The sequence below is a fragment of the Pelatocladus sp. genome, from assembly GCF_059505505.1.
The window spans coordinates 172817-192797 of the sequence record NZ_JCACKS010000101.1 but is presented as its reverse complement, the minus strand read 5'-3'; the positions used below and the strand labels follow the sequence as shown (position 1 = coordinate 192797).

Annotated in this window: 18 protein-coding genes; 11 read left to right on the top strand and 7 right to left on the bottom strand. The window is 38.7% G+C overall.

The window, feature by feature from the left end; translation table 11 throughout:
- Window positions 1-307 precede the first annotated feature (307 nt).
- The gene (dpsA, locus tag AC5JMK_RS09855) at window positions 308-862 is read right to left on the bottom strand and encodes a DNA starvation/stress protection protein DpsA (RefSeq protein WP_096674433.1); all 555 of its coding nucleotides are present in this window, start codon (window positions 860-862) and stop codon (window positions 308-310) included.
- A gap of 584 nt (window positions 863-1446) precedes the next feature.
- On the opposite strand from dpsA, the gene AC5JMK_RS09850 reads away from it, so the two are divergent.
- Window positions 1447-1683 (top strand): Asr1405/Asl0597 family protein, encoded by a 237-nt coding sequence (locus tag AC5JMK_RS09850; RefSeq protein ID WP_096678744.1) that lies wholly within the window; start codon window positions 1447-1449, stop codon window positions 1681-1683.
- Between the two features lie 71 nt (window positions 1684-1754).
- Window positions 1755-2387 (top strand): (2Fe-2S) ferredoxin domain-containing protein, encoded by a 633-nt coding sequence (locus AC5JMK_RS09845; protein WP_495909969.1) that lies wholly within the window; start codon window positions 1755-1757, stop codon window positions 2385-2387.
- A 124-nt stretch (window positions 2388-2511) separates the two neighbouring features.
- On the opposite strand, the gene AC5JMK_RS09840 is transcribed toward AC5JMK_RS09845, so the two are convergent.
- Window positions 2512-2859: a translation initiation factor gene (locus AC5JMK_RS09840; RefSeq protein WP_495909968.1), complete on the bottom strand. Its 348-nt coding sequence runs from the start codon at window positions 2857-2859 to the stop codon at window positions 2512-2514.
- 204 nt (window positions 2860-3063) lie between these two features.
- Between AC5JMK_RS09840 and trpB the strand changes: the two genes are divergently transcribed.
- From trpB to AC5JMK_RS09800, 8 genes are all read left to right on the top strand, one after another.
- Window positions 3064-4299, top strand: coding sequence for a tryptophan synthase subunit beta (trpB, locus tag AC5JMK_RS09835; protein WP_096674439.1), 1236 nt, complete (start codon window positions 3064-3066; stop codon window positions 4297-4299).
- Between the two features lie 377 nt (window positions 4300-4676).
- Window positions 4677-6182 carry an FAD-dependent oxidoreductase gene (locus AC5JMK_RS09830; protein ID WP_495909983.1) on the top strand — a complete coding sequence of 502 codons (1506 nt, stop codon included), beginning with the start codon at window positions 4677-4679 and terminating at the stop codon, window positions 6180-6182.
- Window positions 6183-6188: 6 nt separating this feature from the next.
- Window positions 6189-7517, top strand: coding sequence for a GTPase family protein (locus AC5JMK_RS09825; protein WP_495909967.1), 1329 nt, complete (start codon window positions 6189-6191; stop codon window positions 7515-7517).
- A gap of 86 nt (window positions 7518-7603) precedes the next feature.
- Window positions 7604-9247, top strand: a complete 1644-nt coding sequence (locus AC5JMK_RS09820; protein WP_096674443.1) for an ABC1 kinase family protein — start codon at window positions 7604-7606, stop codon at window positions 9245-9247.
- Window positions 9248-9429: 182 nt separating this feature from the next.
- The gene (locus AC5JMK_RS09815) at window positions 9430-10416 is read left to right on the top strand and encodes an ABC transporter ATP-binding protein (protein ID WP_096674445.1); all 987 of its coding nucleotides are present in this window, start codon (window positions 9430-9432) and stop codon (window positions 10414-10416) included.
- A 68-nt stretch (window positions 10417-10484) separates the two neighbouring features.
- On the top strand, window positions 10485-11273 hold the full coding sequence (locus AC5JMK_RS09810) for an ABC transporter permease (protein ID WP_495909966.1): 789 nt from the start codon (window positions 10485-10487) through the stop codon (window positions 11271-11273).
- Between the two features lie 513 nt (window positions 11274-11786).
- The gene (locus AC5JMK_RS09805; protein WP_096674449.1) at window positions 11787-12743 is read left to right on the top strand and encodes a lysophospholipid acyltransferase family protein; all 957 of its coding nucleotides are present in this window, start codon (window positions 11787-11789) and stop codon (window positions 12741-12743) included.
- A gap of 435 nt (window positions 12744-13178) precedes the next feature.
- A complete protein-coding gene (locus tag AC5JMK_RS09800) occupies window positions 13179-14330 on the top strand; it encodes a DUF711 family protein (protein WP_495909965.1) in 1152 nt (383 codons plus the stop codon).
- A 24-nt stretch (window positions 14331-14354) separates the two neighbouring features.
- On the opposite strand, the gene AC5JMK_RS09795 is transcribed toward AC5JMK_RS09800, so the two are convergent.
- Window positions 14355-15023 carry a 2OG-Fe dioxygenase family protein gene (locus tag AC5JMK_RS09795; protein WP_096674453.1) on the bottom strand — a complete coding sequence of 223 codons (669 nt, stop codon included), beginning with the start codon at window positions 15021-15023 and terminating at the stop codon, window positions 14355-14357.
- A gap of 337 nt (window positions 15024-15360) precedes the next feature.
- The gene (yidD, locus tag AC5JMK_RS09790) at window positions 15361-15651 is read right to left on the bottom strand and encodes a membrane protein insertion efficiency factor YidD (protein ID WP_096674455.1); all 291 of its coding nucleotides are present in this window, start codon (window positions 15649-15651) and stop codon (window positions 15361-15363) included.
- Between the two features lie 159 nt (window positions 15652-15810).
- Here yidD and AC5JMK_RS09785 point away from each other — a divergent pair, with 159 nt between their 5' ends.
- Window positions 15811-16650, top strand: coding sequence for a carbohydrate ABC transporter permease (locus tag AC5JMK_RS09785; protein ID WP_096674457.1), 840 nt, complete (start codon window positions 15811-15813; stop codon window positions 16648-16650).
- Window positions 16651-16668: 18 nt separating this feature from the next.
- Here the strand turns inward: AC5JMK_RS09785 and AC5JMK_RS09780 are convergent, their stop codons facing one another.
- The 3 genes from AC5JMK_RS09780 to leuC form a co-directional block, all read right to left on the bottom strand.
- A complete protein-coding gene (locus AC5JMK_RS09780) occupies window positions 16669-17316 on the bottom strand; it encodes a sugar transferase (protein ID WP_495909964.1) in 648 nt (215 codons plus the stop codon).
- Window positions 17317-17531: 215 nt separating this feature from the next.
- Window positions 17532-18131, bottom strand: a complete 600-nt coding sequence (gene leuD, locus AC5JMK_RS09775; protein WP_495909963.1) for a 3-isopropylmalate dehydratase small subunit — start codon at window positions 18129-18131, stop codon at window positions 17532-17534.
- Between the two features lie 116 nt (window positions 18132-18247).
- Window positions 18248-19651, bottom strand: a complete 1404-nt coding sequence (leuC, locus tag AC5JMK_RS09770; RefSeq protein ID WP_096674463.1) for a 3-isopropylmalate dehydratase large subunit — start codon at window positions 19649-19651, stop codon at window positions 18248-18250.
- Window positions 19652-19981: the final 330 nt, after the last annotated feature.

Sequence of the window (19981 nt, the reverse complement as noted above, 5' to 3'; positions counted from 1 at the left end):
AGGTTAGATTTTTTGAAACAGAAATGCTTGGGATAGTATTCCTAAATCATTCGTAAACAGCAATATACCTGACTTCTTGTAGAAGTAGGGGTTCTGGTTCTCTTAATTTTCATAACTCCTACAGAGATTGCTATATAAAAATATAAGAATTATTTGCAATAATTCCATTATGTGTTTTTATATACAATAAATAATAAAAAAGCAGAGAATTAAGCTTTTGATCTCTGCTTTTTTTTATATTTTTTTTACAACTAACACTTGCAAATTCTTTACAATTTAACAAAGGTGTTTGAAATTGATTGGAGTGTTAGTTTTGAGCACGTTGAACGAAGCCTAAAGTTAAACTGTCTTTGGCAAGGAAATGAGCTAAATGGTAAGCTCTTTCCTCAGTTTCCAAAAGGATTTTTTCGTAGAGATAACGTGTAGCGCGATCGCCTAAACTCTCTGCTTGAGAAGCTTGACTACGGAGGACTCTAATAATAGATTGTTCTGCTTTGAGGTCATTTTCTACCATATCACGGTTAGAAAATACGCCATCTATTTCTTGTTCAACACAAGATAATTCTGCCAATTTGGCAAAAGTAGCAACTGGTATTCCTCCCAGTCCATTTAAGCGTTCACCAATATCATGGATATGTTCTTGGATTTCTTTATAGCTATCGTTAAAAAACTCGTGCAGAGAGTAATATTCTGCACCTTCAACTACGAAATGATGCTTTTGGTATTGTAAAGCTAGAGCTTGAAAACTAGCTAGGACAACGTTAAATCCTTCACAAACTGGAGTTGTAACACTGCGATCCAGCAAGACAGGATTGTCATAAACTTGACCAAAATTTTGTAATAAAGTTTGCGTTTCAGACATTGTTCTCCTCGCTTTTTAGCAGTTATGCTTTCTAACCGCTTAGGTTTTTACATATTAGCATTTTAAAAATGAAAACCGGGTTGATCAATATGATTAAATTTTAATTTCTCAGTGCATTAAATTTCTGTTTTTATTTATTATTGAAAATACATATCATCAAGTAACTTGATTTTTACTTGCGACCAAAGTCAGATATTCACAATGTCATCAACACAAGTTTATTTCGTCCGTTAGCAGTAAATAGAGTTTGTAGAAAAAGTAAAGATTTGCATTAAGAAGGAGGAAGGAAAAAACATATTGTCTTCCTAATTGATTTTTTTGAGAATAAATAGCAATTATCTTTGATTTTTCGGCTTTAACTGGGTATTTTAATAATTTTTCTCATTATTTCTCGTCTTTTATATTTATAATTCGATATTCCTCTAGTTTGCAGTCCTCATTGAAAATCTTTTTCAAAAACTAATGAGAAAGGTTTGCACTTAGGTTATGCTGGTTTAAGGAGTTCAACTCCTAAAAACATCTATGTCAAGGGAGTCAAGGCGCAGTCTTTGCTGCGAGTTTATAGCACTTTGAGGGCGGCAATCTTGAAGTCTTTTAGTTCAGAAATAGAAGCAAAACACGTTGTAGAGGTAAATTGGTCAGATCGTTGGCAAGTCTATCAACGCTTGCAGGAATTAGATATCCCCTGTTGGTGCGAGACTAACCAACCGTTGACAGTTCAAGTTGAAAATGCTTACACCGCTATTCAAATTTGGAGTGTCCTACGGCAATTTACCGCGTCTCGGCAAGTATTGATTTGGGCTTTAGAAGGGTGTTGGTAGCTTAGTCTCCAAGCTGTCCCAAGTAATATCTCGCTTGATTAGTTGTATGAGTCAACAATTAGGTAACAACCATGAGTCATTTCCACAACACTGAAACAACAGCATTTTGTATGGAGGCTAGATTCCTCGATTTCGTGATCAAAGATGGCTATAAACTTAAAGGACTACTGCTAGCTACGCCCGATGGCGAATGTTATGTAAAATTAGCTAAACATTTACGAGCAGGATTTGACTGGCGTTTACCACGTGGTACTTGGTTGCAAGTTGTGGGTGAAAAAAAATGCGATCGCAAAACTGGTGAAGTCAAATTCAAAGCTGAACGAATTTTAGCAGCGTCTTTTGAGAGTCACAGATACGCAGAAAACCTCACACCACCACCTCAGCAGTCCACCACCTCATCTATCGAACAATCCAAGCCAAAAGTCGCAAAATCAACTATATTGGTATGTCAAAAATCTGATTGCATGAAACGTGGCGGCAAACAGGTGTGTCAGGCTATACAAGCAGCTATGAGCGATCGCGGTTTAGAAGATCAGGTAACGATTAAGGGAACTGGCTGCATGAAAAATTGCAAAGCAGGGCCTAATTTAGTCATGCCAGATAAAACCCGCTATAGTCGGATCAAAGCTGCACAAGTACCTGCACTTATAGATAAGCACTTTAGTGAAGTCACATTGGCGATCGCGAGTAATAACACTTTTTAAAGAAAAAATTTTTTTTAATACAAATATTTTGTTTTAATTTTGATACTCAGTCCTAATTTTTGCAAAAATTAGGACTTATCCAGCTGACTTGAAAAGCGCCTCCCAATCAATTAACTGTGAAATATCAACCACCACTAATTTTGGCTTTGTACCCCAACTTGATCAAAGTTTCTAGGATTTTCTGCTTGTGTTCGCCTTGAATTTCAATTTCGTTATCTTTAACTGTCCCACCTGTACCGCACTGAGTTTTCAGCTGTTTGACTAATGCTTGCAAAGTTTCTGGTTTGGTTTGAAAACCGCTAATGACAGTGACAGTTTTCCCTTTGCGTCCAGCGCGAGTTGCTTGCACTCGTACATTTTGTTTTTCGGGTGGTAGTTCTTGAGTTGGTCTTTCTAATGCTGGCGAGTAGTTGTCACCAAATTCGCGGTAGACAAAGCGATCGCTTGATGATTTATCCTTTGAGGAAGCCATAAACTTTAATAATCAGTTATCAGTTATCAGTTATCAGTTATCAAAAACTGACAACTGTGTTAGTAGTCTTAACTAATCTGTTTTTATCCTAATGCGCTTCAGACTTTTTTATAATGAAGTTCGTCTTGTAGTTCAAAGTTCAGCCTTTAACCGATAATTCCTCACCTGTGCCTCATCAATCGAAAATCTAAAATCCAAAATCGCATGACTACTACTCCCATTTTCCCTAATTCCCCAACTAATCAACACCCCGACCTCCAAGGACGCTTTGGTCGCTTTGGTGGTAAATATGTTCCAGAAACATTAATGCCAGCACTGGCAGAATTAGAAACAGCATACGAGCAATATCGCAATCAACCTGCTTTTGTTGCAGAATTACAAAAATTACTTCGCGATTACGTAGGACGTGCCACTCCTTTATATTTTGCTGAACGCCTCACCGCTCATTATGCCAGACCAGATGGTACAGGGGCGCAAATTTACTTAAAGCGTGAAGATTTAAATCATACAGGCGCTCACAAAATTAACAATGCGATCGCTCAGGTGTTGTTAGCGAAGCGCATGGGCAAAAAGCGGATTATTGCCGAAACTGGTGCTGGTCAACATGGTGTAGCAACAGCGACAGTGTGCGCTCGGTTTGGTTTAGAATGTGTGATTTATATGGGCGTTCACGATATGGAACGTCAAGCTTTAAATGTATTTAGAATGAAGCTGATGGGGGCAGAAGTCCGACCAGTAGCGGCGGGAACAGGTACACTCAAGGATGCCACTTCGCAAGCAATTCGGGATTGGGTGACAAATGTCGAAACCACTCACTATATCTTGGGTTCGGTGGCTGGACCTCATCCTTATCCGATGATGGTACGCGATTTTCATGCAGTGATTGGACAAGAAACCCGCGCTCAAGCAATGGAAAAATGGGGAAGCTTACCTGATATTCTCATGGCTTGTGTCGGTGGTGGTTCTAATGCAATGGGACTTTTTCACGAGTTTGTGAATGAGGCGTCTGTGCGATTAATTGGTGTAGAAGCTGCTGGCGAAGGCGTGGATACAGAAAAACATGCAGCCACCTTGACAAAAGGACGGGTTGGTGTATTGCATGGAGCCATGAGTTACCTGCTACAAGATAACGATGGACAGGTGATAGAGGCCCATTCAATTAGCGCTGGTTTAGACTATCCAGGTGTTGGGCCAGAACATAGCTATTTAAAAGATTGTGGACGTGCTGAATATTATAGTGTTACTGATGCTGAAGCTTTAGCCGCATTCCAAAGACTTTCGCGCTTAGAAGGAATTATACCTGCACTAGAAACCGCCCATGCGATCGCCTACCTCGAAACCCTGTGTCCCCAACTTAGCGGTAGTCCCCGGATTGTGATTAACTGTTCTGGACGTGGCGATAAAGATGTGCAGACAGTGGCTAAATTCCTCAATCAGTAAACTGATAACTGATAATTGTCTCATTGGTGTCTATCTTGAGACTCTGGTTGTAATCAAGACTATAGTGTTACATTTCAAAAAGCCTCACTAATGCAGGGAAACTTGTTTGTAGTAGGCGCTTTAGCGCTTGGTATAAACCATAAGCTACTTGTTAGTAACAAGGAGCATCCCAAATGTTCAAAAAACTCTACTCTAATAGCTGAAAGTCTGCTTAAGCAGACTGCTTGATTTATTGGAGTCGTCTGAAGACGACTTGTGCTATTAGCTAAGGGTTTAAACTCTTAGCAGTACATTGAAAAATTGGGATGCTCCGTTAGTAACATAGATACAAGAGAAACTCGTAGATAGTGATGGCTAATGTCAACACCAAAAATCATATGCTTACCAAAACATCTTTGGCAGAAAAGGAGAGCAAATATTCTCAGCAAAATGTATTAATTGTTGGGGGAGGACCAGCAGGACTTGCAACTGCTTTAATGTTAGCTAAACGCAGTTGGACAAATATTACAGTTCTAGAAAAACGTCCTACTGCGGATTATTATGAACCTGACAAGTCATTTAATTACTTAATTGATGGTCGAGGTCAAAAATTTACTGACTTATTTGAATTAACTCAGCAGTTAGCAACGATTAGTGTACCAACCACAGAGTTTTATTTAACACTTATTAAACCAAATGGCAGTCGCAAAACATCTAAAGTACCTGTTGCAGATCCAAACCGAAAAACTGCCTACTGGATACCACGCAGAGCATTTGTTAATTTGCTTTACCAAGAAATAGAAAATAATTGGTCAGATCACATCACTGTGTTATTTAACACGCAATGTGTGGAAATCAATAAAATAGCTGTGGATAGTGAAGAAGCAGAAAAACTAGAAGTTTTTGCTCACACTAACAATAGCAATAAAACTAAATTTGAGCCTGATTTGATTGTCGGTTGTGATGGGATAAACTCTATTGTTCGGGACACTCTGAAAAAGTGGGATAAATCTACATCAAATAGATTTGAAATGAAGAAATTCCCCTCGCCTAGTTCAGGTTTGAGGTATAAAGTATTGAGTTTCCCGCCAAATTTTCCTCTTGATAACGCTGGCAAAGAACACACTGTCAGCACAATGGCTTATGGTATTCGTGGTGCATTTCGGGGTCGTAAATACTCTGTATCTCTGGGTTTGTTACCTCTGAAAAATCCCGACGAGCCTCGTAGTGCCAATATCGTTACATATCCAGATCATCAAATTTGGGAATTGCAAAGTGGTGAGGAAGTTTACAAGTTTATTCAACAAGCTTTCCCGCAATTACCTATCGATAAAATCTTGTCGCTTCCAGAAGCAGAACGATTTGCAAAAAGTGAAGGTGGTTACTTCCCCAATCCTCAGTATTCTTCTGGATTGTACTTTTTGTTAAAACAACAGACAAACAAAGGGATAGTACTTTTAGGAGATGCTATTCATTGCTTTCCACCTGATATTGGACAAGGTGTAAATTCAGCATTAGAAGATGTGTATATTTTGAATGACGCACTCGAAAGAAGTGAAGATAAACTTTCGGATGCTTTACCTTTATATGAATCTTGGCGTTTAGCAGATACCAAAGCATTAGTACGTCTTGCTCAAATTGCTTATCCGTGGCAGTATAACCAAGCTCCCCTACGCAAGTGGCTGTGGAGTATTAATTTTGTTTTCCGACTTCTACTAAATCGTTTACTGCCATATATATTTAGTCCGCCAGCCTTTTTTAGGATTCAGAATCATCAGTTTTCCTATCAGGAAATCTTGGTTATGGCTCAACGTACTACCCAAAGATTATATTTACTCGTTTTAGCACTTATTTTTGGATTTTTATCAATACCGTATTTTGTCTATTTTAAAGAGATTTTTTAAAGGACAATGACTGAAGAACGTGAGCCTGATTTACCGTCAGCAAATATGCAACACTCAAATGAACCGACTGATGATGTCAACAAAGAGTCGGTAGATGATTCCAAGACAAATCCGATTGCAAGTGTTTGGAATAAGACAACAGGACGATTGATCCAAGCTCTACCCGTAGAAAAAATATCACAGTTGTTTGTGAAGTGGTTTAGTGTCAGCGAAGCTCAAGTTGCAGAGATTTTAGAGCAAGTACGAGCAGAACTACCGACCACAGAAGCCTTATTGATTGGGAAGCCCCAAGCTGGTAAAAGCTCCATTGTCAGGGGATTGACGGGTGTTTCGGCCGATATTGTTGGTCAAGGATTTCGTCCTCATACTCAAAACACTAAGCGCTACGCCTATCCTTCTAATGATCTACCTTTGCTGATTTTTACTGATACTGTTGGGCTAGGTGATGTTAATCAAGATACAGAAATAGTCATTCAAGAACTGATTGGAGATTTACAAAAACAGAGTCGTGGCGCCAAAGTCATGATTCTCACTGTCAAAATTAACGACTTCGCCACCGATACACTACGACAAATTGCTCAGGAGTTACGTCAAAAATATCCAGACATTCCCTGTGTATTGGCAGTTACCTGTTTACATGAGGTTTATCCTCCTGATGTTGCCGATCATCCAGAATATCCACCAGTATACGAAGAACTCAACCGTGCTTTCACTGCCATACAAGAAACTTTTGCTGGACTGTGCGATCGCTCTGTACTCATCGACTTTACCCTCGAAGAAGATGGTTACACACCAGTATTTTACGGCTTAGAAGTGTTGAGAGATACTTTAGCAGATTTACTTCCAGAAGCCGAAGCGCGAGCAATTCACCAGTTATTAGATCAGGAAACTGGTGAGAAGATTGGTAATCTCTACCGAGATGTAGGACGGCGTTACATTTTGGCATTTGCTGTGATCGCTGCAACGATCGCCGCCACACCTTTACCCTTGGCGACAATGCCTGTGTTAATTGCATTGCAAGTATCAATGGTTGGGTTATTAGGTAAATTATATGGACAGACACTTACACCTTCTCAAGCTGGTGGTGTCGTGAGTGCGATCGCAGGTGGTTTTTTTGCAAGAACTGTAGCACGAGAATTAGTTAAATTTATACCTGGTTTCGGTAGTGTGATTGCTGCTTCTTGGTCTGCTGCCTATACTTGGGCATTAGGCGAAGGTGCTTGTGTATACTTCGGGGATTTAATGGGAGGTAAAAAACCCGATCCTCAGAAAATTCAATCTGTGATGCAAGATGCATTTGAGCAAGCAAAAGCACGTTTTCGGAGTATGAAATGATGAAGGAGCAAATTCTAAATACCTCAAAACATTTAACAATTATTTTCCTGTTTTTTCCTTCTACTTAATAGCGATTTATTGAAATTATGTTTCTCACTCAAACAGTTCCCCGTCAACGAGAAATCGTTGAAGTTCTTTTCCGTAATGGCTGGGACTATATGCGAAGATTGCTCACAGGTGGTAAAGCTGATGAGCCTCAATTACCCACACCAGCAGTTTTGAAAAATATCTTGGTTGATTTAGGGCCTGTGTACGTCAAATTGGGTCAACTACTTTCTACCCGTCCAGACTTACTAAGTGGTTCTTATATTGAAGAACTATCAACACTGCAAGATGAAGTACCACCAGTTCCTTGGTCAGAAATAGAAGTTCTAATTCGTCAACAACTCAAACAACCTTTAGAAGAAACTTTCATAAGCATTAATCCTATAGCAGTAGCAGCTGGTTCCATTGCTCAAACACATCAAGCTATCCTCAAAGATGGTCGAGAAGTTGCTTTGAAAGTGCAACGTCCAGGAATTGATATTACTGTTGCTAGAGATATTGCTCTGATTCAAGGTATTGCTGATTTAGTAGCACGTACTGAATTTGGTCAAAGCTACGAAATCAAATCTATCGCTGAAGAGTTTGTCAAAGCCTTGGAAGCAGAGTTAGATTTTACACTAGAAGCTAGTTATACTGACGATTTGCGGCGCAATTTATCCCAGAGTCGCTGGTTTGATCCAACTCAGATCATAGTCGCGCAAATTTACTGGGATTTGACAACGCAAAAATTACTAGTAATGGAATGGTTGGATGGTGTACCGTTGTTGTCGGCAAATTTAACTAGCCAAAATGGTAAAAGCCCGACTTTAGAAAGACAAGAAATTACTACCTTGTTATTTCGTGCTTTTTTCCAACAATTATATATAGATGGATTTTTTCATGCCGATCCCCATCCAGGCAATATTTTTTATCTTAAAGATGGGCGGATTGCTTTAATTGACTGCGGTATGATGGGGCGACTCGATCCGCGTACACAGCAGATTTTAACAGAAATGTTATTAGCAATAGTTGATTTAGATGCTCAACGGTGCGCCCAGTTAACTTTGCAGTTAGCAGATTCAAATCAACCTGTAATTTTGTCTCGTCTCGAAAATGATTATGACCGAATGTTGCGGAAGTACTATAACTTGAACTTGTCGCAAATGAATTTCAGTCAGATCATTTATGAACTGTTACAAGTCGCTCGTAATAATAAAATTCGTTTACCTAGTAATATGGGTTTGTATGCCAAAACCCTAGCTAATTTAGAGGGAGTAGCACGATCATTTAATCCAGATCTGAATTTTATAGATGAAATTCAACCATTGATTACAGATTTATTCCGTCGTCAGTTGTTCGGAGAATCACCTGTGCGATCGCTCCTCAGAACAGCGCTAGATCTTAAAAGTCTCTCTTTACAATCTCCCCGACAAATCGAATTACTACTAGATCGAGTCACATCAGAAACATTACAGTGGAATTTAAATGTACGTGGTTTAGATAGCTTGCGCCGTACCACCGATGATGCTGCCAATCGGCTTTCTTTTAGTATCTTGGTAGGTTCACTGATTATGGGAGCAGCAATTATTTCTAGCAATGCGAGAACTCCACAGTTTTCTCTTCTGAGTAACGTATTATTTGCTACGGCAACTTTTTTAGGTTTGTGGCTGGTTATTAGTATTTTGCGATCAGGACGTTTACGATAGCGACTTCTAGTCGCCAGGTCTTTTTCAGAAATTGAGATGCTCCCGATTTATTGGAGTCGTCTTCAGACGACTTGTGCTATTAGCTAAGGGTTTAAACCCAAGCGCGTTATATTGAAAAAATTGGGATGCTTCCTAAACAAACATTAACCACTAACTACTAACCACTAACTACCATCTACCTTATGCCAATCATTGAAGCTCAAAATCTGAGCAAGATTTATCCTGTCGCGGTAAAAGAACCAGGTATTGCTGGAACAATTAACCACTTTTTTCGCCGCACCTATCGCCAAATCAAAGCAGTTCAAGATGTTTCTTTTGCAATCGCACCTGGTGAAGTAGTTGGGTTTTTAGGGCCGAATGGTGCTGGAAAAACCACCACACTCAAAATGCTGACAGGGTTGATTCATCCTTCTAGCGGTATAGTTAAAGTCGCTGGTTATGTTCCCTTTCGTCGCCAAGAAGCATTTTTGCAGAAAATAACCCTAGTAATGGGACAAAAGCAACAATTAATTTGGGATTTACCAGCAGTAGATTCTTTAAAAATTAACGCTGCTGTTTACAATATTAGCGATCGCGAATTTAAAAAGCGAGTCGGCGAACTCACCGAAATGCTGTCTCTAGAAGGAAAACTTAATCAACCAGTACGCAAGCTGTCTTTAGGTGAGCGGATGAAAGCAGAAATTTTAGCAGCACTTTTACATCGTCCTTCGGTACTGTTTTTAGATGAACCAACTTTGGGACTAGATGTTAATGCTCAAGTAGGAGTGCGCGACTTTTTACGAGAGTATAATCAGCGTTATCAAGCTACAGTACTGTTGACTAGTCATTACATGGCAGATATCACCGCTCTGTGTCAACGGGTATTATTAATTCACCAAGGTAAGTTGATGTATGACGGTAGTCTCGATGGACTATTAGAAAAGTTTGCACCTTATCGAGAAGTACATGTGGAATTAACACAACCTCTGTCAAAACAAAGACTCATGTTTTACGGTGATGTCCAAAAATTAGATGGACGGATGGTGTGTTTTATGGTGCAGCAAGAAGATTTGACACGCACCGTCTCGCGGATTCTCGCAGAGTTAGATGTGATTGATTTAACTGTGAATGAACCACCAGTCGAAGAAGTAATTGGAAGAGTATTTCAAGCAGGGGTAGTTAGTAGTTAAAAATTGTTGTTTGTTCGTTGTTGATGATTGGTGGTTAGTAACTAATGACAAATGACACATAACTCATTATGCAAAGACTAATCAAAACAATATTAACTTTTCTGTCTGTGTATTACGCTTACATGGTGGAGTATCGTGCAGAACTAATTTTATGGGTATTAGCTGGCTCTTTACCAATTATCCTGATGGGAGTTTGGATACAAGCTGCTCAAGGTGGACAATTCGGTTTAACATCTGTGGATTTTGCTCGTTACTTTCTGGCTGTTTTTCTTGTGAGACAGTTCACAGTTGTATGGGTAATTTGGGAAGTGGAAAGGGAAGTAGTAGAAGGTAAACTTTCTAACCGATTGCTACAACCAATTGACCCAGTATGGCATCATGTTGCTGCTCATGTTAGTGAAAGAGTCGCTCGTATCCCGTTCGCAATTGTCTTAGTAGGGTTGTTTTTTCTACTATATCCCCAAGCTTTTTGGATACCGAGTTTAGGAACTTTTTTATTGTTTAGTTTAGTGGTGATATTAGCTTTTATTTTACGCTTTGCAATTCAGTACACTTTTGCTATATTCTCTTTTTGGACAGAAAGAGCAAGCGCTTTAGAAGATTTCTGGTTTTTGTTCTTTTTATTTTTATCTGGTATGATTGCCCCTCTTGAGGTTTTTCCGGAATCAGTCAGGACGGTAGTACTTTTTACTCCTTTTCCTTATTTGATTAATTTTCCTGCCAGTATTTTGGTAGGAATACCTGTAAATTTGACACAGGGATTGGTGTCAATGTTGGGTTGGATTTTGTTGTTTTTTGGTTTGAATCGTTGGTTATGGCGACAAGGATTGAAGCGGTATTCGGGAATGGGAGCATGAATTAATGTCTCATAACAAGCTGTTACGTATCTACACATAATTTTCATACCCATGTCATTAATTATTCATAAATATTCTGGTAGAATTCCTGGTAGCAAACATTAAATATTGCTCCTCACACCACACCGTCGCTCTCTTGTGTGCTAAAGGCAAGAGAGCTTTTTTTATTGGGTATGACAATTAGCTAACCGTCTACCAAAAATTCATACTCAAGGTTGTGATTCTTGCTTTTTGCCAATGAGTATCTTAGGACATAAAGCTAACTGTCCAAATCAAATTACTACTAAGGGAAGCTTTAGCATAGATTAATAACAGAATGCCATTTCACATTTTTTGTTAAATACTCACCAGATTAGGAAATTTGTAGATTAGCACACAATACGCTTCGGTTAAGGATTTTTCGGTATGATTTTGTCATGTAGAGACGCGAAATTTTGCGTCTCTACACAAGATTTTTGGTCTTATCCAAACCCTATTTATAGGGTCAAATATCAAGAATTGCTAATAAAATTCATGTCCAATAGTCCGTTGATTCCTCAGCCAAATTCAAATGATGCACAAGAAGCAGTTTTGACACCGCTAACACAAGCAACGATTCAACGTGCAAAAGAAGGTGTTGCTTATGCACGCGATCGCCATGCTAATGAAATTATCCGCCAAGCGCTACAAGAGGCGGAAGCAATTGCTGAAGGTGGTTCGGAACACAAAGTTAGTGGCCAGATGCGGCGAAAGGTAATACGGAGTCTCATCCATAGTTTATTTTGGGTGAAAGTTGAGTTTTCAGAACGGATTCCTACTCAACCAGTGTTAATTGCAGCTAACCATCTCAATCATATTGATCCATTTTTATTACTATCAGAATTACCCGCACATCCTTATACCTATATTTTTGGCGATGCTCGTACTCTTTATAATCAGTGGTGGAAACGACAATTTCTACATTTGGCTAAGGGAGTCATACCTATAGAACGGATTTGGAAAGAAGAATTAGCAGTAATACAAGCTGCGAAGACTGGAGATGAAGATCTAGCTGAATTAGCAGATGCTATAGAAAAATATGTCCCTACAGGTAACTCTATAGAATTGATGCGACGCTTAGATCGTATTGTTCAAGGCATTTTTGCTCGTGGGGAAAGTATAATTCTATTTCCAGAAGGAAGATTGGGCAATGCCGAAGCTCAGTTATTTGTTCCTCTCAAACGTGGTGTTGCTATTTATGCTTTGCGTTCTGGAGTACCAATATTACCTGTAGTCTTAGTTGGTACACAAGATCTGTACCTCTGCAAACAATTAACTGTTCGATTTGGCAAACTGATTATTTCCTCTCAATCTAGTCGTCCCAAAGCACAAGAAATACAAGTAATTGTAGATCAGTTAGAAGTAGCATTGATGGATTTATTACCGAAAGATTATCAAGAACCGAAAGAACCAAAGTTATTACATCACTTTCTGAATCATATGTTTTGGTGAGTATAGACGCGAAATTTCGCGTCTCTAATATATTTCGCGTCTCTACATAAGGATTGCGAGCTTAACACCAACAGTATTAAGTTGAAATTGAGTTGTGGTTACAAACACTTATTGATCTATAGAAAACATTCAAACGTTTTTTAGAAATGCTTTAACATTTATTATGAACTTAAACTAAATCAAATATACAATCTCACTTCTAGCTCCTCTGTTTCGGAGAATCTCAGCCTGAATGTTCAAAAAACCACCTGCTATTGAAATCGCAGGATAATTCAGTTATTTACCTATTTTTATCCCTAAACTATTCGTGAATAATAAAATCCCCGACAACTTCTGCGAAGTCAGGGAGCTTACTTTTTAAATTAGATTATATGTTTTTATTTATTCTAGATATAATTATATAAAATTACTGCAATTTATAACTTAAATTTAAATATGAAAATTAGAGCAATTACCACAGGTATTTCCTTAGCTTCTCCCCAAGAAAAAGATAAAATTAAGCAAGCTGCGGAGTTTAATCAACAAGCAAAAACTTTTTTTGAACAATTTGGTTATGAAGTTCAAACAACTAGAATAACTACAAATTCATGGGAAGAATATCTACAATATTTATCTCACACAGAGATTATCAGTATTATTAAAAATCTAGAAAAATTTTGTGATGAACTTAATATCAATTTTTTTAATATCGGATATGCCAGCCGTCCCGAAAATATTGCGATTATTCCGGAAATAAAAAAAAGTACATCTTTGATTTTTTCTTCTTCTAAAATTGGCGACAAAGAAACTGGTATTAACTATGAGAGTACTTTAGAATCTGCAAAAGCTATTAAACGTATTTCTCAAGAAACTGAAAATGGTTATGGAAACTTTCGATTTTGTGCTTGGGCAAATTGTAACTCAAGCATACCATTTTTTCCTGCTGCATACCATGAAGGTGATACATCTTTTGCTCTTGGTATAGAGTGCAGCGATTTAGTAATGAAAAGTTTTAGTACAGCCAATAATAATATTCAATTAGCAGAAAGAAACTTACAATTGTTTTTAGCAGATGAATTAAATAAATTAACAGATATAGGCGAAAAGATATCTGCAAACTTTGGTATTAATTATAACGGCATTGATACATCATTAGCACCACCTTTAGAGCGACAAGAAAGTATTGCTTTTGCTTATGAAAAACTGATGAATAGCAAATTTGGCTATCAAGGAACACTAACAGTTTCTGGGATGTTAACTCGTGTTTTAAAAAGTGTACCAGTGAAAATCTGTGGTTATTCTGGTTTGATGCTTCCTGTTTGTGAAGATGTAGGTTTGGCAACCAGAGCAAACGAACAAACTTATAATATTACTAATTTACTATTATACTCGGCAGTTTGTGGTTGTGGACTAGATACAGTTCCCATACCTGGGAATATTTCTACAGAAAAGATTGCAGCAATATTAATGGATATAGCAACTTTAGCCATCAAGCTAGATAAGCCTTTATCAGCAAGATTATTTCCCATTCCAGGAAAAGAAGCTGGGGAAATGACTGCTTTCAATTCCCCATATCTTATTGATTGCAAAATATTTGCTGTTGATTAATTAGTTAAGATAAACAACAACCAATTAATCAGAAAGCAAGCTTGGCGAAGTTAGTACAAAAACATCCCTTGTTCCTACGCCCTCTGCTATAGGTTTAATAGGAGTGGTAAAGTGAAAGAACTGATGGTCATTTATCAGCACTAATTCTCCCGGATAGAGAATTTTATTGAAAACGGGCTTTTCTTTCTTAGCAGTATATAAATGAGTTTCTCCACCTTGAATATTTTTTCTATCAACAGAAAAGATACCGATAAAATCAGTCCCATCTCTATGAATACCTTCAGGTGCAGGATTACCAAAATTATCTGGTGAACAACTAGTTCTGATTTGATGCACTCCGATTTCTGCTTCTGGATGCAGTTTACAAGAATCACTAAATGCGAAAACTAGGTTTTTAAATATATCTAGTTCTATAAGTGCATTATCTAATTCTGCAAACTCTCTTTTAATATCACCTAGTAAGGGATTATAATCTTTACTTTGAAACAGATAACCATGAGGTAATTTGATTAACTTATCTTCAGAAACTATAAAACGTGATAGCCTTCTGGTACGATAGTTTCCTTTAATATAAGGGTCAACAGGTAAGTTATTAAAAAATGCTTGGAAACCTTCTGTAGTTATGGAATTTACCTTTCGTAGGGTAAATAAAAAGGCATATTCCAATTCTGTTGATCCCAGGACTTTTTGCATATGATTTTTCTCCTGGTATATTCATCTTCTTCATATCCTTCCTTGTTTTATACCTTGAGGAAGGCTTATATTTTCTAGTGTATGCTATTTTTTATGAAAATGTCGTTAAGTAGACTACAGAAAATGTCATTCTATGATATGTAGAACTGAAACCTACTGAATATAGAGAGCAAAAAGAATTAAGAATTTTGTCAGTATGGCTGATATGGAGTGAAGCGATGACAAATATCATGTTTTTAGATATCGATCGCCAATACACATTGTTGGACACCTATTAGTTTGGAATGAAGCGATCGCTTTGAGTGCGATCGCTTCTAGAGTATCAGTTGATTTTGGCTTAAATCGGTATACAACAAGGAATCACAATACATCCACTTGCTGCGCGTTGACTTTGCAGAGTTTGAGCTGCTATTTTACAAGCTTTAAATCTTTGGGGAGCCATTTGGATAGCTGTGATCAAATTTTGGTTAATCAGTTGGCGCTTGATGTAGTCAGAACAAGAATCACCCCCATGAAGCAATCGATGGGGACAGGAAAAACCTTTGTGAGGAGAAAGACGCTTTTGATAGGTATTGAGTGATGCGATCGCAACCTGGCTTGCAAAAGCCTCAATAGTACTGACTGACATAAGAAAAATAGTGATCTAAACAACCACTCAATCTTCTATCCAACGTCAGTCTCTATTACTCTATCAACAGGTTTAATTTGCATACTAGTTCTAATCACCTAGTATGAATAAAATTTGACTACAATCAAATATTGCTGAACTCCATTCCCAATTAAGATTATGAGTTTTTACAGCCACAACTCACAAACAAAAAACATCGGCACGTACACTATATTAAGTGCGATCGCATTAGCAACGCTTTTCCCTTTATTTTGGCTCTTAAGTACTGCACTCAAATCTCAAAGCGAAAATATCTTTCAGTCACCACCGCAGTTGTTACCAAGCCAACCAACTTTAGAAAACTTTGTTAACGTTTGGCAATCTAATCCTTTTGGACAATATCTATTCAATAGTACTTTTGTTGCTGTACTGACTGTCGGATTAAATTTACTGTTTTGCGCTTTAGCTGCTTATCCTTTAGCTAGACTGTCATTTGCGGGAAGAGACTGGATTTTTATCGCGATTATTTCCACAATTATGATTCCGTTTCAAATCGTGATGATACCCCTGTATATTTTGACAGTCCAGTTGGGCTTAAGAAATACCTACTTAGGAATGATTTTTCCTAGCCTAGCTTCTGCTTTTGGGATTTTTCTCTTACGACAAGCTTTTATGAGTGTCCCCAAAGAGATGGAAGAAGCAGCACGTATGGATGGCTGTTCAGAATTAGGTATATGGTGGTACGTGATGTTACCAGCAGTTCGTCCTGCATTAGTTACCCTGGCAATTTTCGTTTTTATCGGTTCTTGGAGTGATTTTTTGTGGCCTTTGATTGTTATTCAAGATGAAAGCTTGTATACACTACCTTTAGGTGTAGCGAAACTAGCTGGTACTTTTTCTCTTGATTGGCGGTTAGTAGCTGCTGGCTCAGTAATTTCTATTCTTCCAGTCATGCTGGTGTTTTTATTTTTACAACGCTACATTGTACCCACAGAAACTGGTAGTGGAGTCAAGGGATGAAGGATAAGAATAAAAAATCTAACAGGCTCCATGTTTTTTGACAACTACCCATATCGTCTTGAAAATCAGACTCAAGTCGTACATTACTGACCATTTACTTTGGTAATCTATGTCCATACTGACTATCTTCTCAAAGTCGGTGATGCTGGAACGACCATTTGCTTGCCATTCTCCTGTCATACCTGGTTTGACTCGTAATCTTTGCCAGTGATGTATTTGGTAGTGTATCACTTCATCAGGAGTCGGTGGACGAGTACCGACTAAACTCATTTCTCCTCGCAAAACATTCCAAAATTGAGGAAATTCATCTAGACTAGTTCGACGTAAAAATTTACCTACACGAGTGATGCGTGGATCATCAGTAGATTTAAAAATGTGACCTGTGGCTTCATTTTTTACTAAGTGCTTGAGTTTCTCTGCACCAACAATCATAGAGCGGAACTTCCACATCCGAAAGGTACGCCCGTTCAAACCACAGCGAATTTGGCTGTAGAATAGAGGACCAGGATCGTCAAAAAATGTAGCAATTGCAATGGGAATAGTCAATATTGCTGTGATTGCTAGACCAACAATCGCTCCTAATATATCAATAATTCTTTTAGTAATACTTTTAACAGAAGAGTGTAATTGTTGTGGGAGAAATTGAGTTGAGTTTGAATATCTCAAAAAGAACGAATTATCAGTCTTAGAACATTCTTCATTAGAACTAAAATCAAACACAGCTTTGCTTCGGTTTTTACTTAGTCAGTAGTTTATAAGGTAAATATAAACAACAACCATTTACACCGAGAAGTTAAAAATCAAAAATTTATACAATCTTTGTAATTGAGTATGCAAAATTTGGCGTTGCAGAATAGAAATTTCAGCAACGCCCATTTTCTTCAATTGTCAATCCAACTCAAGTACGGTAATTTCGCCGCCGTCGCCCGAATTTGATCTGCGTGGGCTACTAATTGACCGCAAGCATCCCAAGTACCGGAAACAAACATATTTTTCGCACCTTCTCCAATTGAGATGGGGGCAGAAAAATCACCACATTGCACCTGCATGGTTTCTAAATTTACTGTCACAGCTGCTTGGGGATTGGCAGCGATAATTTCTTGCAATTGTTTCACAGTGCTAGAATCAGCAGTAACGCAGGGAATGCCCATCGCTACACAGTTGCCAAAAAAGATTTCGGCAAAGCTTTCACCTACTAATATTTGAATACCCCATTTTGCGATCGCTTGGGGTGCATGTTCCCGTGAGGAACCACAACCAAAGTTACGATTAACTACTAAAACCTTTGCGCCTTGATAGTGCGGTTGGTCAAAAGCATGTTCTCCTTTGAGTGCGGCGCGATCATCAGCAAATACATATTCGCCCAAACCATCAAAAGTAACACAGCGCAAAAAACGGGCAGGAATGATGCGGTCAGTATCAATGTCATCACCTACCAAAGAAATACCACGTCCAGAAACAGCTTTTACTTCACTTACCATAAAATTCTCGATTAAGGGAAAAGGGATTGGGGATCAGGGATTAGGGATTGGGGATGAATCAGTGATCAGTTTAATTTGATAACTGATCACTGTTAACTGATTGATGCCCGATCCCCTTACAACAACTCGCGCACATCGAAAACTTCGCCTTTTACCGCCGCCGCTACCACCATTGCTGGACTCATCAACAAGGTACGACCAGAGGAAGAACCCTGGCGACCTTTGAAGTTGCGGTTAGAAGAAGAAGCGCTGAGTTGCTGTCCTTGGAGTTTGTCGGGGTTCATGGCTAAACACATTGAACATCCCGGTTCGCGCCATTCAAAACCTGCTGCTTGAAAGATTTTATCTAACCCTTCTGCTTCTGCTTGTTGTTTGACTCGTTCGGAACCAGGGACAACAAAAGCTTTGACTCCTTCGGCAACTTGACGCCCTTTGGCAACTTTAGCTGCTTCTCGCAAATCGCTAATTCTGCCGTTGGTACAGCTACCAATAAAGCAGACATCAACTTTTATACCTTGGATGGGTTGACCAGGAGCTAGATCCATGTATATGTAAGCTTCTTGGGCAATTTGGCGATCTTCTTCTGCTAATTGTTCGGCGGAGGGTACAAACTGGTTAACGCCAATACCTTGACCGGGTGTAATACCCCAAGTCACTGTAGGAGGAATTTCGGCGGCGTCAAATACTACAATGTCATCATACTCAGCATCAATATCACTCTTGATTGATTCCCACCAAGCAACTGCTTTTTCCCAGTCTGCGCTCTTGGGAGCAAAGTCTCTACCCTTGAGATATTCGTAAGTGACTTGATCTGGATTAATGTAACCGCAACGCGCTCCACCTTCAATGGACATATTACAAACGGTCATCCGTTCTTCCATGTTCATTTGCTCAAAGGTAGTACCTGCGTATTCATAGGCATATCCCACGCCACCTTTTACACCAAGGGTACGAATGACATGAAGGATAACATCTTTGGCGTAAACACCTGGTTTGAGAGTGCCGTTAACTTCGATTTTGCGGACTTTGAGTTTAGATAAAGCCAGGGTTTGGGAGGCGAGAACGTCGCGGACTTGGCTAGTACCAATACCAAAAGCGATCGCACCAAATGCACCATGAGTTGAAGTGTGGCTATCTCCACAGGCGATCGTCATTCCTGGCTGGGTAAGTCCCTGTTCTGGTGCAATTACATGTACAATACCCTGATTACCGGAACCAATATTATGGAAGGTAATGCCATTTTCTTGACAGTTTTGCTCTAGCGCCTGCATCATTTCTTCTGCTAACGTATCAGCAAAAGGACGTGCCTGATTGGTTGTCGGTACAATATGATCTACTGTAGCGATCGTTCGTTCTGGAAATAATACCTTTAAACCCCGCTCCCTCAACATAGCAAAGGCTTGGGGACTTGTAACTTCATGAATCAGGTGTAGTCCTATTAATAGTTGTGTCTGTCCTGAAGGAAGTGTACCAACAGTGTGTAAGTCCCAAACTTTGTCAAAAAGTGTACCTTTGCTCATACTTGAACCTGTTTTAAGCCGTCGCATTTTTTAGATGGTATCAAAAATAGTGAATCACTCACCGAGAAGCTAAATGCTTATGGCGAGAGCTTTTTATTACCTGTGTGAATTGAAAGATTACAGTTTGATTACGCGTGTTGCCTTAATCACAACAATAAAGAAGTTAGTTAATAATGTCCAATATCTTTTAGTTGCATAACTAATACATAAATGAAGAACATGTGTAAGGGCGAACGGTCGTTTGCTCTCATACATGTTCTTCACCAAATTGCAATCTGCTCTCAGTCAGATTTTTTAACTCTTACTGTTTCACAAGTGGCGTATTCTTAC

What these genes read in the sequence shown, in the direction of transcription:
- dpsA (WP_096674433.1), bottom strand. Translation starts at nt 862, where the DNA reads ATGTCTGAAACGCAAACTTTATTACAAAATTTTGGTCAAGTTTATGAC.
- AC5JMK_RS09845 (WP_495909969.1), top strand. Translation starts at nt 1,755, where the DNA reads ATGAGTCATTTCCACAACACTGAAACAACAGCATTTTGTATGGAGGCT.
- AC5JMK_RS09840 (WP_495909968.1), bottom strand. Translation starts at nt 2,859, where the DNA reads ATGGCTTCCTCAAAGGATAAATCATCAAGCGATCGCTTTGTCTACCGC.
- trpB (WP_096674439.1), top strand. Translation starts at nt 3,064, where the DNA reads ATGACTACTACTCCCATTTTCCCTAATTCCCCAACTAATCAACACCCC.
- AC5JMK_RS09830 (WP_495909983.1), top strand. Translation starts at nt 4,677, where the DNA reads ATGCTTACCAAAACATCTTTGGCAGAAAAGGAGAGCAAATATTCTCAG.
- AC5JMK_RS09825 (WP_495909967.1), top strand. Translation starts at nt 6,189, where the DNA reads ATGACTGAAGAACGTGAGCCTGATTTACCGTCAGCAAATATGCAACAC.
- AC5JMK_RS09820 (WP_096674443.1), top strand. Translation starts at nt 7,604, where the DNA reads ATGTTTCTCACTCAAACAGTTCCCCGTCAACGAGAAATCGTTGAAGTT.
- AC5JMK_RS09815 (WP_096674445.1), top strand. Translation starts at nt 9,430, where the DNA reads ATGCCAATCATTGAAGCTCAAAATCTGAGCAAGATTTATCCTGTCGCG.
- AC5JMK_RS09810 (WP_495909966.1), top strand. Translation starts at nt 10,485, where the DNA reads ATGCAAAGACTAATCAAAACAATATTAACTTTTCTGTCTGTGTATTAC.
- AC5JMK_RS09805 (WP_096674449.1), top strand. Translation starts at nt 11,787, where the DNA reads ATGTCCAATAGTCCGTTGATTCCTCAGCCAAATTCAAATGATGCACAA.
- AC5JMK_RS09800 (WP_495909965.1), top strand. Translation starts at nt 13,179, where the DNA reads ATGAAAATTAGAGCAATTACCACAGGTATTTCCTTAGCTTCTCCCCAA.
- AC5JMK_RS09795 (WP_096674453.1), bottom strand. Translation starts at nt 15,023, where the DNA reads ATGCAAAAAGTCCTGGGATCAACAGAATTGGAATATGCCTTTTTATTT.
- yidD (WP_096674455.1), bottom strand. Translation starts at nt 15,651, where the DNA reads ATGTCAGTCAGTACTATTGAGGCTTTTGCAAGCCAGGTTGCGATCGCA.
- AC5JMK_RS09785 (WP_096674457.1), top strand. Translation starts at nt 15,811, where the DNA reads ATGAGTTTTTACAGCCACAACTCACAAACAAAAAACATCGGCACGTAC.
- leuD (WP_495909963.1), bottom strand. Translation starts at nt 18,131, where the DNA reads ATGGTAAGTGAAGTAAAAGCTGTTTCTGGACGTGGTATTTCTTTGGTA.
- leuC (WP_096674463.1), bottom strand. Translation starts at nt 19,651, where the DNA reads ATGAGCAAAGGTACACTTTTTGACAAAGTTTGGGACTTACACACTGTT.